The following is a 13,850-nucleotide window of genomic DNA, read 5'->3' as shown; positions in this document are numbered from 1 at the left end:
CTGTGACGGAGCGAACTGTCAGCGCCCGCATTCCCGCCTGACAACCGGTCAGTAGCGCTGGGGTGCCTGGGGGTTCGCCGCGAGCTCGGCTTCCACCTCGGCGTGGAACTTCTTTTCAACGATGAAGGAGAGGAAAGGGACCACGCCGCCGAGGGCCAGCAGGATCAGCTTGAGGAACGGCCAGCGCATCAGCGCCCAGAGCCGGAAGTTGGACATCAGGTACACCACGTACATCCAGCCGTGAACAATCAGGACAGCTACGGACAGGTTGACGCCGCCCAGGACTCCCGGAGGTTCGGCATCTGCGAAGCCGAACCCGAAGGGCTGGCCAGTGACGGCATTGGTTCCCCCGGCGAAGAGGTACTGCCCGAACCCGTAGCGGGCAACCAGTTCGGCGCACAGCAGCAGCAGCATGCCACCGGTGAGGTAGGCCAGCACCTTGTAGAACTTCAGGGCCGAGCGGATCTGGGCCTCGGTTCCGCCAAAACGGCGCTTCTTGCCGCCCGCTTTAGGGCCTGCATTTATGCCTGCGTCAGTGCCTGCGGCGGCTGCTGGGTTTGCCGGTTTAGGGTCAATCATGGCTGTACCTTTTGCTCGTTGTGTTCTGGGTGCTGGTTGTCTTCATCGCTGTCCTCGAGGCTTTCCTCAAGGTCGCGGTGGTAGTCGTCCTTCACGAGCCGCCACCAGATGAAGAGGGCGAAGCCGGCGAAGACCACCCACTCGAGCGAGTAGAAGAGGTTGAGCCAGTTGATCTGCTGGGCGGGCGGCTGCGGGCCGATGTCCAGGGGAAGGAGTTCGCCCGGCACCGCGGCGGCGCTGAGGTCCACGCCGTCGGCTACTTCGGCGGTGGCGGCCACGAATCCGGGGTAGCTGCTGACCTCCCAGTAGTTGATCAGCTCTGCCACGGACACCGCCGTCGCCTCACCTGGATTGGGTGCCGTTCCCGGGACGGGCGCCTCGGACGGCAGCAGCCGCCCGATCAGTTCAAGGGTGCCCGACGGCGGTGCTGGGGCATCGCCGGGTTCCGCCACCCAGCCGCGGGCCACCGGGATCCAGGTCTGCGGTGAGGCTGCGGCGCCGGTCAGGGCCGGTGCCCCGTCGACGGCGAACGCGGACACCACCCAGTAGCCTGTCTTGCCGTCATGCAGCCGCCCCGGTACCAGGAGCTGTTTTGCGGGGTCATAGGATCCCTGCGCCGAGACCATCTGGTCCGCGTCGGTTCCGTGGAAGAACTCGCCCGGCTGGAGGGTGTCCGTTAGCGGCTGGACCTGCTCGGTGGCCGGGTTCGTGGGCACTTCAGGCTGGGTGGAGCGCCCGAACTGCCACTGGCTCAGCAACACGAAGACCCCGGAAACAGCGATCGCGAAGACAAAACCGGCGATCCATCGGGGCTTAAGGGCTGTTTTCCACACGTCTTAACCGTACTTCGTAGCGCTGTAGAACAACTAAACGCGAGGCCAGAGCCGGGGTCCTGGCTCCTCGCCGGACCGGTGCCGCAGTCGGGTCAGTGATCGAAGAACACCAGGCTCGAGTTGATGAGTTCGGCGATCATGTCGGGATCGTAGGCCCGGCGCAGCGACTCCCGGAACGATTCCTTGGAGAGGGACCGGGCCAGCGTTGCCAGGACCTCAAGGTGGTCGGAGAACGAACTCGCCGGGGTGGCAATCAGCAGGATCACCGTTGCCGGACCGTCCGCGGCACCGAAATCGAGGGCGTGCCCGTATTTGGTGATTCCTACCGCGATCGAGGTGCGGGAGACGAACTCGCTGCGGGCGTGCGGCAGGCCGATGCCGCCCGGCAGTCCCGTAGCCAGCTGGTGTTCCCGGGCGTTCACATGCTTGAGGAACCCGTCCAGGTCCGAGATACGCCCGGCGGCATGCAGCCGCTTGGCGAGCTGGGTAGCGGCGTCGACCTTGTCCTTAGCCTCCAATTCCAAAATCACCATATCGGGCGTGGTGAGCTCGGCATCGTACCGGTCAAGTGGTTCCGCCAAGGCGTATCCCTTCAGTCAGCGTTGCTGGTGCCGTGAATCCCTCAGCGCAGGGGCACGATGTCTTCCACGCCCAGGCGGGCGGCGTCTGCGGATTCGTCGTCCGGCTGTTGTTGGCTGAGGCGTTCGGCCTCCACCCGTGCAATGTAGTGCCGCACTTCGTTTTCACGCTGGGCGTCACTCCAGCCAAGGACGTCACCCATTAGTTTAGCGACAACAGGAACAGCGGACACTCCGCGGTCCCAGGCTTCGATGGAAATCCGTGTCCTTCGGGTCAGCACATCATGGACGTGGCGGGCGCCCTCATGGGTTGCGGCGTAGACGGCCTCGGCCTGGAGGTAGTCGTCGGCGCCCGGAAGGGGCTCCGCGAGGGCCGGATTCTCCTCGATGATGGACAGGACCTCGGAGGTCATGGATCCATAGCGGTTCAGCAAGTGCTCAACCCGCGCAACATGCACGCCGGACTCCTCGGCGGTCCGGTTGCGGCGGTTCCAGGCTGCCCTGAAACCGCTGGCGCCCAGCAGCGGAATGGTTTCCGTGCAGCTGGGCGGGACCCGCTCGTCCATGGTGCGGGTGGCCTCGTCCACCGCGTCCTTGGCCATGACCCGGTAGGTGGTCCACTTTCCGCCGGCCACCACCACCAGGCCGGGAACGGGATGGGCCACCACGTGTTCACGGGACAGCTTGGCAGTGGAGTCGTTTTCCCCGGCGAGCAGCGGGCGCAGGCCGGCGTAGACGCCCTCAACATCTTCGCGGGTCAGCGGCCGCTTAAGGACCTTGTTGACGTGGTCCAGGATGTAGTCGATGTCCTTGCTGGAGGCAGCCGGATGGGCTTTGTCCAGGTTCCAGTCGGTGTCCGTGGTGCCGATGATCCAGTGCCGGCCCCATGGAATGACGAACAGCACGGACTTTTCGGTGCGCAGGATCAGGCCGACAGTGGACTGGAAACGGTCCCGCGGTACCACCAGGTGGATGCCCTTGGAGGCACGGACCTTCAACTGGCCGCGGTCGGTCACCATGGCCTGGGTTTCGTCCGTCCACACCCCGGTGGCGTTGATGACCTGCTTGGCGCGGATGTTGAACTCGGTCCCGTCCTCATGGTTGACGACCTTTGCGCCCACCACCCGTTCGCCTTCGCGGAGGAAATCCACCACCTTCATCTGGTTGACGGCATGGGCGCCATAGTAGGCGGCGGTCCGGACCAGGTTGGCGCAGTACTTCGCGTCATCCACCTGGCCGTCGTAGTAGCGGATGGAGCCCACGAAGGCGTCGTTCTTGAGGCTGGGGGCAGCACGCAGGGTGCCCCGTTTGCTGAGGTGCTTGTGGAACGGCACTCCCCGGCTGTGGCCGCCGGACACCGACAGGACGTCGTAGAGCGCGATTCCGGCGCCGACGTAGGGCCGTTCGAGGAAGGGCTTGGTCAGCGGATACAGGAAGGGCACGGGCCGGGCCAGGTGCGGCGCCAGTTCGGAGAGCAGCAGTCCCCGCTCCTGCAGCGCTTCCTTTACGAGGCCGAAATCGAGCATCTCCAGGTAGCGGAGGCCGCCGTGGATGAGTTTCGATGACCGGGAGGACGTACCGGCAGCCCAGTCGTTCGCTTCAACGATGCCGACGCTGAGGCCGCGGGTGACGGCGTCCAGTGCTGCCCCGGTGCCAACGATGCCGCCGCCGACGATGAGGATGTCCAGTTCCTGGCCGGGGTCCGCCGTGGCGCGCAGCCGTTGGATGGATGCTTCCCTGGCTTCCGGGCCAAGGGCCCCGCCGTTAACAGGAAAATTCTTCATTGAACGCCTCCAGTGCCTCAAGTGCCGGTAGTAAAACCACCCTACTTGCTTGCGGCACGCTTGGGCAGGAGGGCAGCGGCTGGATGCCGCCGCAGCCGCCCTCCTGGTTCCAAGGGGAGAGCGTCAGTTTCCGGAGTACGGGGAAACCACGACGTCGACCCGCTGGAATTCCTTCAGGTCCGAGTAGCCGGTGGTCGCCATGGAGCGGCGCAGGGCGCCAATGAGGTTGGAGGTTCCGTTGGTGTGGTGGCCCGGCCCGAAGAGCACTTCCTCCAGCGGTCCCACGGTGCCCACGTTGGCGCGGTCGCCACGGGGAAGTTCGAGGTGGTGGGCTTCCTGGCCCCAGTGCCATCCCTTGCCCGGCGCCTCTTCGGCCCGCGCCAGGGCGCTGCCCAACATCACGGCGTCGGCTCCCATGGCAATCGCCTTGACGATGTCTCCCGAGGAGCCCATGCCGCCGTCGGCGATGACATGGACGTAACGCCCACCGGACTCGTCCATGTAGTCGCGGCGGGCGGCAGCGACGTCGGAAATGGCGGATGCCATGGGCGAATGGATGCCCAGCGCCCGGCGGGTGGTGGTGGTGGCGCCCCCGCCGAAGCCCACCAGCACACCGGCGGCACCGGTGCGCATGAGGTGCAGCGCGGGCGTGTAGCCGGCCGCACCGCCCACGATCACGGGAACATCCAGCTCGTAGATGAACTGCTTGAGGTTCAGGGGTTCGTCGTCCTTGGAGACATGCTCGGCGGACACGGTGGTGCCACGGATGACAAAAATGTCGACGCCGGCGGCCACCACGGTCTTGTAGTGCTCCTGGGTGCGCTGCGGGGTCAGGGATCCCGCCACCGTCACGCCGGCCTCGCGGATCTCCGCCAGGCGGGACGTGATCAGCTCAGGCTGGATGGGCGCCTTGTACAGCTCCTGCATGCGGCCGGTCACAGCCGGGCTGTTGGTTTCATCCTCCAGCGCGCCGATCTCGTCCAGGATGGGCTGCGGGTCCTCGTACCGGGTCCACAGGCCTTCAAGGTCCAGGACGCCGAGGCCGCCGAGCCTGCCCAGTGCAATGGCAGTCTGCGGGGACATGGCCGAGTCCATGGGCGCCGCAATGACGGGCATGTCGAACTTGTAGGCGTCAATCTGCCAGGAGACGGAGACGTCCTTGGGGTCGCGGGTACGACGGTTAGGGACGATTGCTATGTCATCCAGGGAGTAGGCACGACGCCCACGCTTGCCACGGCCGATCTCGATCTCGTAAGTCACTGCTCTAGGTTATCCCAGCGGCCGTGTTGTCCTTGTCTGGGACGGACGTGAGGGGTTAGGCACCGGCCGGGATGGGCAGCGGTGCCCATGGCGGGGAACCGAAGAAGTCCGTAGCCTAGGGCCCGGGGGCTTCGGTGAACGCTCCCGTGCCCATCTCCAAGGAGAACCAACCATGGCCCCTGGCCTCTACGGTGCCGACATTGAGCAGTTGCGGTCCTTGTCCAAATCCATGGACCGTTCGGGGTTGCGCCTGATGGAAACCGAGCGCCAAATTACGAGCCTGGTAGCGGGCATTGACTGGAGGGGCAACGACGGCGGTCGCTTCCGCCGCGAATGGAGCGACACGTGGCGCCCCATGATGAAGCAGTCTTCGCAGTCACTGCTCGACGCCTCAAAGTTGCTCCTCACGCAGGCTGACGAGCAGGAAACAGCCAGCACCACCAGCGGCGCAGGCCCGGGCTCCGGGGGGCCGGCCACCCCCACAGCGCCTGGAGGACCGGGTGACACCGCGCCCGGCCCGCTCGACGCTGTCCTTGCCGTTGCCGGCAGCCCCGGCTGGTGGGGCGCCAATGCCGCAGTGACCGCGGCAGGTCTTTACACGGATAACCTCCTGGCCACCATGGCCAATGGCGGGCTCCTCACAAAGCTCACAAAATGGCCCTGGCTGAGCGCGCAGTACGCCCAGGTTCCGGGGGTTGGGTATGTACGCGGAACACAGCTCCTCAACGGCACGTCCATGCTGGGACGCCTGTCCGGCGGCCTGGGAATCATCACCGGCGGATTGCAAATCGCCCATAGCGTCCATACAGGCAATACCGGGATGGCGATCGACGGCGGCGTCTCCGCCGTCCTTGCGGCCGGAAGCTTCATCCCCGGGGCCGGCCCATTTTTTGCAGTAGCCGGGATTGCCTGGGGCGGAATGGGCCTGCTGGCCTCGAACCTCGGTTACGGTTCGGCCTCCGAAATGGTCGCAGATGCGGCCAAGAAAACCGCCGACGCCGTGGCCGACGGTGCTCAAAAGACCGTGGATGCCGTAGCCGACGGCGCCAAGAAGGTCTGGGGCTGGCTCACCTGACACCCCGGCTTCCCTAGAATCATTCCTGAGACCTGTCGACCCAAAGGCTGCCGTGACCATTCAAGAAGACGCACCACTGCTCATCACCGAACACGAACTCATTGCCCTGATCGCCCTGGCGGGAACCACGGGGGCGCTCAAATGCCAGAGTTTGTTCCGGCTGGACCACGCCGCCGGCGCCCCCCTCGAGCAGGCAGGTGTGGCCACCCTCCTGGAACGCGGGCTCATGACGGTCGAGGGGGAGAGCCTCGTGCCGGCCGGGCCTGCCACCGGCGTTGCAGGTGTCCTGGCGGACTCGGATGCCTGGCTGGAGGTCGCCCTGGTCACTCCCAAAGCCGAACACGTCTACTTCCTGTTCGGCTCAGGCACCGGCGCGTTGGTCCTCAGCCTCAGCAAATACGGCGTCCACGAGCTGCGTCCCCTGACCGATGCCGACGGCATGTTCACCACCGCCGTCGAGATGGTCACCTTCTACCTCGGAACCGCACCGGACGGACGCCCGGCGGCGGGGACGGTCCGCCGGCATCTTCCCGACGGCACCTTCCACTCCGTCCATATCAAGGTGGCGCCGGACGGGTCCCTGGAGATTGTCACCGGCGACGACGCACAGCCCGCCCCTGCAGCGCTGCGGCCGGAAGACCTCGAAGACCGGCTGCGCCAGGGACTGGGCCTGCTGCCGGCATGACTCATCACATTCCTTTCCCCGCCGGCGCGCCTGCGCATTCCCTGGACCACTGGCTCTCCCCTGAACTGGCCAGGGTCAGCCCGCCGAACGCTCCGTCCCGGCTGCGGCAGCTGGCCGATACTCAAGGAACCCTGGCGGCCGGCTGGAGCAGCGCGATCGCCGGCGGACCCGTCCTCGCCCTGGCAGGGGCGTTCTTTTCGGCCATGTCAGGAAATCCGGCCGCCGTGCTGGTCCTCGCCCCTCTGGGGGCCGTCCTGATGCTGCTGGGAATCTCCTCGTGGAAGCGGGTCCGTGCCCGGCTGCCCAATACCAGCCGGATTCTGATCAGCCGCGGCCCGGGCTCCGCCCGTGGCGGCATCACCATGGTGTCGGTACTGGCGGTTGCCCTGGGCGGCATCCTGTCCCTGTACCTGCCCTCTGCCCTCGCAAAAGACGACGGCACGGCCGCAACACTGGTGGGGTCCTTCGTGCTCCTCCTGGCTCTCCTGGTGGCCTGCATTGTGGTCCCGTCGGCAGTGATGGGCCGCTCCCGGCAGTCGTTCCGGCAGCGGGTCCAGGCGAACCCGGAACTCCGCAGCGCTGTGGAACAGGACCTGGCCGTCTGGCGCGATCCCCACGGCAACGCAGGCTACGGCCCACTCTGAGCGCCCGGGGGCGGGCTGCAATTCCGCCACCCCGGCCTGCAGGCACCGGCCGGAGCCCGGTTGGCTACAGTTGCCTTATGGGTTCACGGTGGGTATTCGACGGCCACATTGCCGGCATAGGCACGGCCTCAGGCCTTCGCGCCGTGGTGGGCATCTGGCAGGAGTCGCCCTTCGGGCCCTTTGCCGACGTCATGGTCCAGCAGCCCTCCGGCCACCGGCAGCTCCTGGCCCCCGGCCCGGACGTGGCGGACTTCATCGCCGCCACGTACACGTTCGACGACGTCACGGAGGTTGATCTGTCGGCGCAGCTTGGCCACGGGACGCTGGAGGTCGACGCCGGTCCCCTGGCGATCAGCGCACGCCTGGGCGGGCGGGCCCTCCTGGGCAGGGTGCTGCGGGCAGTCCCCCGGCGCCTTGCCGTGCACCCCGGCTGGCTGCACGCCATCAGTCCTGTCGCCGGGATCCTCAGCAACGGCTCCCGGACCTCCGGCACCGCGGGCAGCGGCCGGCGGGAGTATTACGGGGTGAGCGACCTGCACTCCATCACAGCCGCCGTCGTGAGCTGGAACGGCGTTGACGCCGGCGCGCTGGCGCCGGTCCGCCCCGCCGTGACGTTCGGGTTCAGCAGCGTCCCGCCGCGTCCGGGCATTGCGCGGGTCCGCACAACGGTGGCGGAGTTTTAGACTCCGCCTGTTCCGGGCTTGCTCCTGTGAGCTGGGATTCGAACATCCTGAAGTAGCGGCCGCGAAGCGCGACGAGTTCCTTGTGCGTCCCCTGCTCAACGATCCTGCCGTCCTCCAGCATGAACACGGTGTCCGCCTTCTCGATGGTGGCGAGCCGGTGGCTGATGGCGATGATGGTGCTGCTGCGGTCCGCGAAGAGGCGGCTGAAGATCCGGTGCTCGGCCAGGGCGTCGATGGCCGAGGTTGGCTCGTCCATCACCATGAACGAGGCGTCCCGGTAGAAGTTCCGGGCCATGGCCAGTCGCTGCCACTGCCCGCCCGAGAGTCCGCTGCCCTTACGCCCGCGCGGGTCCTCCATCCAGTTGCTGACGTGGTTGTCCAGGCCGTTGGGCAGTTTGTTGATGAAGTCCAGCGCCTCCGCGTCCGCGGCAGCCTTGCGGATGCGGGCGTCGTCGCGGGGCGAGTCGACGTCCCCGAAGTAGATGTTTTCCGCGGCCGTGGCGAACTCGTACTTGAGGAATTCCTGGCTCAGCACCGCGAGGTGCCGGTGCCACGAGGTGACGTCGACGGCGGCGAGGTCCACGCCGTCCAGCAGCACCTGCCCGGAATCCGGGCGGTAGAGCCCTGCCAGGATCCTGATCAGCGTGGACTTTCCGGCGCCGTTTTCCCCCACGATGGCGATGTGCTGGCCCTCTCGGATGGTCAGGCTGATCCCGCGGATCACCTCGATGTCGCTGCCCGTGTAGGTGAAGCGGATGTCCTTCAGCTCGACGGTCTTCGGTGCCTGCAGCAGCGGCGGGGCGTGCTCCGAATGCACGGGCATGGCCATGAAGAGCTCGTAGTCCTTGAGGTTGGCCAGGTCCTCGTCGATGGAGCTGAGGGAGGACACCAGGTTGTTCGCCGTGGACAGCGCCCGGCTGACGATCTGCTGCACGTAGAGGAACTGGCCCACGGGCTGCGCGCGGGCGATGATCTGCCCCACCACCCAGACCAGGGACACCACTTCAGCGCCGTATTGGAGCGCATCGGCGGCGAGCTGCTTGGGGATGTACCGCTTCTGGAAGTCCAGCCGCCGGCGCTCGTCCGCGTCCCGCAGCCGGGACCTGAATTCCATCAGGTAGCCCACGATCCCGTACAGCCGCATCTCGGCGATGTGCTGCGGCCGGAGGAGGTTGGTCTCGATCATGCGGCGCTGGCGGCGTGAGTCCACCTGGGTGTTCCAGTGGGCGATCTGCTCCCGCGAAAGTTTGAACTGGAGGTAGACGCTGGGGACGATGGCCACCAGGACGATCACGGCAATCCACCAGCTCACCAGCAGCAGCGCCCCGACGGCGAGGATCACCGACACGAGCTGGGTGAAGATGGCGGCGATGCGGTCCAGGACGCGGGCGTAGGAGTCGGAGAACCGCTTCGCGCGGTCGTAAAGGTCTACGGTTTCTTTGTCGTCGTACCGCCAGAATTCCAGGGCCAGGAACCGCTCGTACATCTGGTCCCCCACGATGGCCCCCACCTTGAAGCTCATCAGCTGCTGGATGTAGCGGTCCACGCTGCTGAACGCGCCCCAGAAGAGCCCCAGGGCGGCGGTGATGATGACGTAGACGATCGCCCGCTGGCCGGCGTCGGCGTCACCGGCATAGGCGGCGGCCAGCGCCGTGGTGGTCAGGGCGGCGAAGTAGGTGGTGACCAGCGGAAGCACGGCCGAGATCAGCGAGCCGAGCACCTTCATGACCACGGCGCCCGGCGAGGCCCGGAAACTGACCCTCAGCACCTGGGCTACGGCCCGGGCATACGGACGAAGGGCCAGCCGCCGTGGCGGCTGGCCCTTCGCAGGGGTGTTCACCCGTTCAGGAGGCGTTGTCAGCGGGAACCGTAGTTCGGCGCTTCGACGGTCATCTGGATATCGTGCGGGTGCGATTCCTTCAGGCCGGCCGGGGTGATCCGGACGAACTTGCCGCGGGCCTTCAGCTCGGCCACGGTGGGCGCGCCGGTGTAGAACATGGTCTGGCGCAGGCCGCCCACCAGCTGGTAGGCCACCGAGGACAGCGGACCGCGGTAGGCCACACGTCCCTCGATGCCTTCGGGAATGAGCTTGTCATCGCCGGAGACGTCGGCCTGGAAGTACCGGTCCTTCGAGTAGGACGTGTTCTTGCCGCGGGACTGCATGGCGCCCAGGGAGCCCATCCCACGGTAGGACTTGAACTGCTTGCCGTTGACGAAGATCAGCTCGCCCGGCGATTCGTCGCAGCCGGCCAGCAGGGAGCCAAGCATCACGGTGTCGGCACCGGCCACGAGGGCCTTGCCGATGTCGCCGGAGTACTGCAGGCCGCCGTCGGCAATGAGCGGCACGCCGGCGGGAATGGCTGCCTTGGCGGATTCATAGATGGCAGTGATCTGCGGGACGCCCACACCGGCCACCACGCGGGTGGTGCAGATGGAGCCCGGTCCCACGCCCACCTTGATGCCGTCGGCGCCGGCGTCGATCAGGGCCTGGGCGCCTTCCCGGGTTGCTGCCTGGCCGCCGATGACGTCCACGTGCGCCGCCACGGGATCGGACTTGAGGCGGCGGATCATGTCCAGCACGCCCTGCGAGTGGCCGTTGGCGGTGTCCACGAACAGCGCATCGACGCCGGCGTCCACCAGTGCCATGGCGCGCTCCCAGCCGTCCCCGAAGAAGCCGATGGCTGCACCCACGCGGAGCCGGCCTTCGTCGTCCTTGGTGGCCAGCGGGTACTGCTCGGCCTTGGTGAAGTCCTTGGTGGTGATCAGGCCCTTGAGCCGGCCCTGCTCATCCACCAGGGGGAGCTTCTCGATCTTGTTGGTGGCCAGCTTGTGCGAGGCTTCCTCGCGGCTGATCCCCACGTGTCCGGTGACGAGCGGCATTTTGGTCATGACGTCGCTGACCAGCCGCAGCGGGAAGTCGGACTCGGGGACAAAGCGGGTGTCGCGGTTGGTGACGATGCCGAGCAGGCGCATGTCCTCGTCGACCACCGGCAGGCCGGAGACGCGGTACTGCGAGCAGATCTCATCCAGCTCAGCAAGCGTGGCCTGCGGGCCGATGGTCAGCGGGTTGGTAATCATCCCTGACTCGCTGCGCTTTACCCGGTCCACCTGGTCCGCCTGGTCCTGGATGGACAGGTTGCGGTGGATGACGCCCAGGCCGCCCTGGCGTGCCATGGCGATGGCCATCCGTGATTCGGTGACAGTGTCCATGGCCGCGGACAGCAGCGGCGTGTGAACCGAAATCCGCTTGGAAATCCGCGAGGACGTGTCAGCCTCCGACGGGATGACCTCGGTGTGTCCAGGCAGGAGCAGGACGTCGTCGTAGGTCAGGCCAATGAAGCCAAAGGGGTTGTGTTCGGGCTCGGTCATGAGTGCGCCTCTTACCTTGGTTGCTGGACGGGTAGGGGTTGCAGCCGATGACCAGCCCGTCATTACGGGACTGGCCTGTGCAGGAAATGTTCCAGGACCGCCGCGGCAGGCGGGGACCCGGAGGCCGGAAAGTATTGAGTAAATATTAGAACCTCAGCGCCGATCCCCCTATTCCACGCGTGGAATGTGAGCAACCGCACGCTCCTTGCCACAAGCTGCTGCTGTTGGCTGCGTTCAGCTCCAGCCCGTAGCGGCCAGCAGCCGCTGTTCGAACATGGGGATCATGCTTTCCACGTAGGTCCGCGTGAGGTGGTTGTCGTCCTTGTAGACGTAGACGTTGCCCACCACACCGGGACAGATGCCCCGCGCGCAGATGAAGTCGCTGAGATCCATCAGGTGCAGTCCGTCCAGTTTTCCCCGGTAGCTTTCCAGCGGGGAGGGTTCCACCAGGGATTCCTCCAGGGACACACTGCACTCCGGTGCGTCCGGGCCGTTGCGCTGGATGCATTCAGGCATGTTGAACGTAAAACGCGGGTTGTCCCGGATGCCGATGATCTCGATCCCGGCCTCCGCGAACGGCCGGACCCCCTCCAGGTAACTCGGGACCTCGGTCTCGAACGGGGCTTCCTCATGCGTCAGCGATGCCACGGTGAACACTGCGTCCGGCTGATGTTCCAGGACGTAGGCGGCGCTGGCCTGATTGTAGGCGTTGCACTCCGCATTCCGTTCCAGGGACTCCGCCCCGAAGCGGCACGCCGGCATCAGCAGCGTCACCAGTTCCCAGCCCCGCGCGGCGGCAATCGGCGCCAGTGCCCCCAGGTACTGCTGGGAGTGGGAGTCGCCCAGGACCACGATGCGCTTGGTTACCTCACCGTCCGGAACTTCCTGCCGGCATCCTTCGAGGATGGGGTTGCTGGTGGCGTTGGCCCCGGTGCAGGGGGCGTGGATTCCGGCCCAGTCGTTGTCCAGCGCCGAGGGGCCGGGGATGATCCTGGCCTCCGGGGCGGGGACGGCGGCGTTCTCCGGGTTGAGCGCGGCGGCCCCCGGCGTGAGCTCCCGCGGCTGGGCCGCCGTCGCGCTTTCCTCTGCGGTGAGCGTGGTCTGCCAGACGGCCACGGGTCCGGCCAGCAGCGCGCCGCAGGCAGCAATAACGACGGCGGTGCGCCAGGCCCGGCGCTGCGGCCAGTGCCAGTCGCGCAGCGGCTTTTCAACGAAGCGCGTGGTGAGGACGGCAAGCACGATGGAAGCGCCCACAATGCCCAGGCCCTGGGCCAGGTTGGGTGCCTCCACGCCGGTGGCGGCAAGCGCGAGTACCAGGACCGGCCAGTGCCAGAGGTACAGGGCGTAGGAATTGTCTCCCAGCCCGACCAGGGGCTTGCTGCTGAGGAACCTGTCCACGCCGAAGCGGCTGCCGGACTGTCCCGCGACGATGATGGCGGCGGCCGCCAGGGTGGGCCACAGCGCCACGAAGCCGGGGAACGAGCGGTCCACCGTGAGCAGCAGGCCGCAGGAGACCATGGCCGCGAGGCCTGCCCAGCCCAGGACCACACGGAGCCCCCGGGCCGGTTTGAGGTAGGGCAGGGCCAGCGCCAGGAGCGAGCCCAGCGCGAATTCCCAGAGCCGGGTCCGGGTGTCGAAGTAGGCGTACGCCTGGTTGCCGGCGGTCTGCTCCACGGAGTAGGCGAGGGACACGGCGAAGACTGTGCCGAAGACCAGGGCCAGCAGCCCGCGGTAGGTGACCCGGGTGAGCGCGGGAACCCGGCGCAACAGCACCAGCAGCGCCGCGGTGCCGGCGAAGATGAGGGGCCAGAGGATGAACACCTGGCCTTGGATGGACAACGACCAGAAGTGCTGGAGCGGGCTGGCTCCGGCGTGGTCCTGGGCATAGTAGTCAACGGCGGTGTCCGCGAGCAGCCAGTTCTGGCTGTACAGCAGGGACGCCCACGCCTGGTCCAGCACCTGAGGCCAGCGGCTCTGGGGCAGGATCAGCCACGTTCCGGCGAGGACTCCCAGGATGACCACGACGGCGGCGGGCAGCAGCCGCTTGAACAGGTGCAGCCAGTGGGCCAGCAGGCCGAAGGGCCGCCCTGCCTCTGCTTTCCGGACGAAGGACAGGGTCAGCAGGAACGCGGAGATGAGCAGGAAGATGTCCACTCCCCCGGACACCCTGCCCAGCCACACGTGGTAGGCCACCACCATCAGCACGGCGAGCGCACGGAGCCCCTGGACCTCCGGCCGGAAGGTCGGCTTCCGGCTTTTGGCGGCTGCTTCGGGCACCGGGCGGGAGGCAGCCACGGTTCTCGCTATCGACACAAAAGACCTTCCAGCGGCGGACAAAACATCAATTCTACCGAGGCATG

The 13,850-nt window shown here is 66.8% G+C and carries 12 protein-coding genes; 4 read left to right on the top strand and 8 right to left on the bottom strand.

Annotated elements, in window-relative coordinates; genetic code table 11:
- Positions 1-48 precede the first annotated feature (48 nt).
- The 5 genes from IEX43_RS07155 to IEX43_RS07135 all read right to left on the bottom strand — a co-directional run bounded on the left by IEX43_RS07155 (position 49) and on the right by IEX43_RS07135 (position 5,034).
- Positions 49-579, bottom strand: a complete 531-nt coding sequence (locus IEX43_RS07155; protein ID WP_188809674.1) for a DUF3817 domain-containing protein — start codon at positions 577-579, stop codon at positions 49-51.
- Positions 576-1,412, bottom strand: coding sequence for an SURF1 family protein (locus IEX43_RS07150; protein ID WP_188809673.1), 837 nt, complete (start codon positions 1,410-1,412; stop codon positions 576-578). The genes IEX43_RS07155 and IEX43_RS07150 overlap by 4 nt, the downstream gene beginning before the upstream one ends.
- Before the next feature lie 92 nt (positions 1,413-1,504).
- Positions 1,505-1,993: a PTS sugar transporter subunit IIA gene (locus tag IEX43_RS07145; protein WP_188727548.1), complete on the bottom strand. Its 489-nt coding sequence runs from the start codon at positions 1,991-1,993 to the stop codon at positions 1,505-1,507.
- Positions 1,994-2,034: 41 nt separating this feature from the next.
- Positions 2,035-3,774, bottom strand: a complete 1,740-nt coding sequence (locus IEX43_RS07140) for a glycerol-3-phosphate dehydrogenase/oxidase (RefSeq protein ID WP_188809672.1) — start codon at positions 3,772-3,774, stop codon at positions 2,035-2,037.
- Positions 3,775-3,897: 123 nt separating this feature from the next.
- Complete coding sequence (locus tag IEX43_RS07135; protein WP_188809671.1) at positions 3,898-5,034, bottom strand: GuaB3 family IMP dehydrogenase-related protein; 1,137 nt, start codon at positions 5,032-5,034, stop codon at positions 3,898-3,900.
- A 172-nt stretch (positions 5,035-5,206) separates the two neighbouring features.
- Here IEX43_RS07135 and IEX43_RS07130 point away from each other — a divergent pair, with 172 nt between their 5' ends.
- The 4 genes from IEX43_RS07130 to IEX43_RS07115 all read left to right on the top strand — a co-directional run bounded on the left by IEX43_RS07130 (position 5,207) and on the right by IEX43_RS07115 (position 8,121).
- Positions 5,207-6,109 (top strand): hypothetical protein, encoded by a 903-nt coding sequence (locus IEX43_RS07130; RefSeq protein WP_188809670.1) that lies wholly within the window; start codon positions 5,207-5,209, stop codon positions 6,107-6,109.
- 52 nt (positions 6,110-6,161) lie between these two features.
- Positions 6,162-6,794, top strand: a complete 633-nt coding sequence (locus IEX43_RS07125) for a hypothetical protein (protein ID WP_188809669.1) — start codon at positions 6,162-6,164, stop codon at positions 6,792-6,794.
- Positions 6,791-7,438 carry a hypothetical protein gene (locus IEX43_RS07120; protein ID WP_188809668.1) on the top strand — a complete coding sequence of 216 codons (648 nt, stop codon included), beginning with the start codon at positions 6,791-6,793 and terminating at the stop codon, positions 7,436-7,438. The genes IEX43_RS07125 and IEX43_RS07120 overlap by 4 nt, the downstream gene beginning before the upstream one ends.
- A 77-nt stretch (positions 7,439-7,515) precedes the next feature.
- Positions 7,516-8,121, top strand: a complete 606-nt coding sequence (locus IEX43_RS07115; protein ID WP_188809667.1) for a hypothetical protein — start codon at positions 7,516-7,518, stop codon at positions 8,119-8,121.
- Here the strand turns inward: IEX43_RS07115 and IEX43_RS07110 are convergent.
- The 3 genes from IEX43_RS07110 to IEX43_RS07100 form a co-directional block, all read right to left on the bottom strand.
- Entirely contained in the window at positions 8,060-9,961 is a 1,902-nt protein-coding gene (locus IEX43_RS07110; protein WP_229666347.1) for an ABC transporter ATP-binding protein, read from the bottom strand. The genes IEX43_RS07115 and IEX43_RS07110 overlap by 62 nt on opposite strands.
- Before the next feature lie 17 nt (positions 9,962-9,978).
- Entirely contained in the window at positions 9,979-11,490 is a 1,512-nt protein-coding gene (gene guaB, locus IEX43_RS07105) for an IMP dehydrogenase (RefSeq protein WP_066277678.1), read from the bottom strand.
- A 234-nt stretch (positions 11,491-11,724) separates the two neighbouring features.
- Positions 11,725-13,803, bottom strand: coding sequence for an acyltransferase family protein (locus tag IEX43_RS07100; protein ID WP_188809666.1), 2,079 nt, complete (start codon positions 13,801-13,803; stop codon positions 11,725-11,727).
- Between the last annotated feature and the right edge of the window lie 47 nt (positions 13,804-13,850).

The sequence above is a fragment of the Pseudarthrobacter polychromogenes genome (assembly GCF_014644495.1).
In the GTDB taxonomy this organism is placed as follows: Bacteria; Actinomycetota; Actinomycetes; order Actinomycetales; family Micrococcaceae; genus Arthrobacter; species Arthrobacter polychromogenes.
Note: the sequence above shows the minus strand (reverse complement) of the source record. Positions and strands in the feature narration are given on the sequence as shown.

Bases quoted from the DNA above. Each gene is read 5' to 3' on its own strand.
- IEX43_RS07155 (WP_188809674.1), bottom strand. From the start codon at position 579: ATGATTGACCCTAAACCGGCAAACCCAGCAGCCGCCGCAGGCACTGAC.
- IEX43_RS07140 (WP_188809672.1), bottom strand. From the start codon at position 3,774: ATGAAGAATTTTCCTGTTAACGGCGGGGCCCTTGGCCCGGAAGCCAGG.
- IEX43_RS07130 (WP_188809670.1), top strand. From the start codon at position 5,207: ATGGCCCCTGGCCTCTACGGTGCCGACATTGAGCAGTTGCGGTCCTTG.
- IEX43_RS07120 (WP_188809668.1), top strand. From the start codon at position 6,791: ATGACTCATCACATTCCTTTCCCCGCCGGCGCGCCTGCGCATTCCCTG.
- IEX43_RS07115 (WP_188809667.1), top strand. From the start codon at position 7,516: ATGGGTTCACGGTGGGTATTCGACGGCCACATTGCCGGCATAGGCACG.
- guaB (WP_066277678.1), bottom strand. From the start codon at position 11,490: ATGACCGAGCCCGAACACAACCCCTTTGGCTTCATTGGCCTGACCTAC.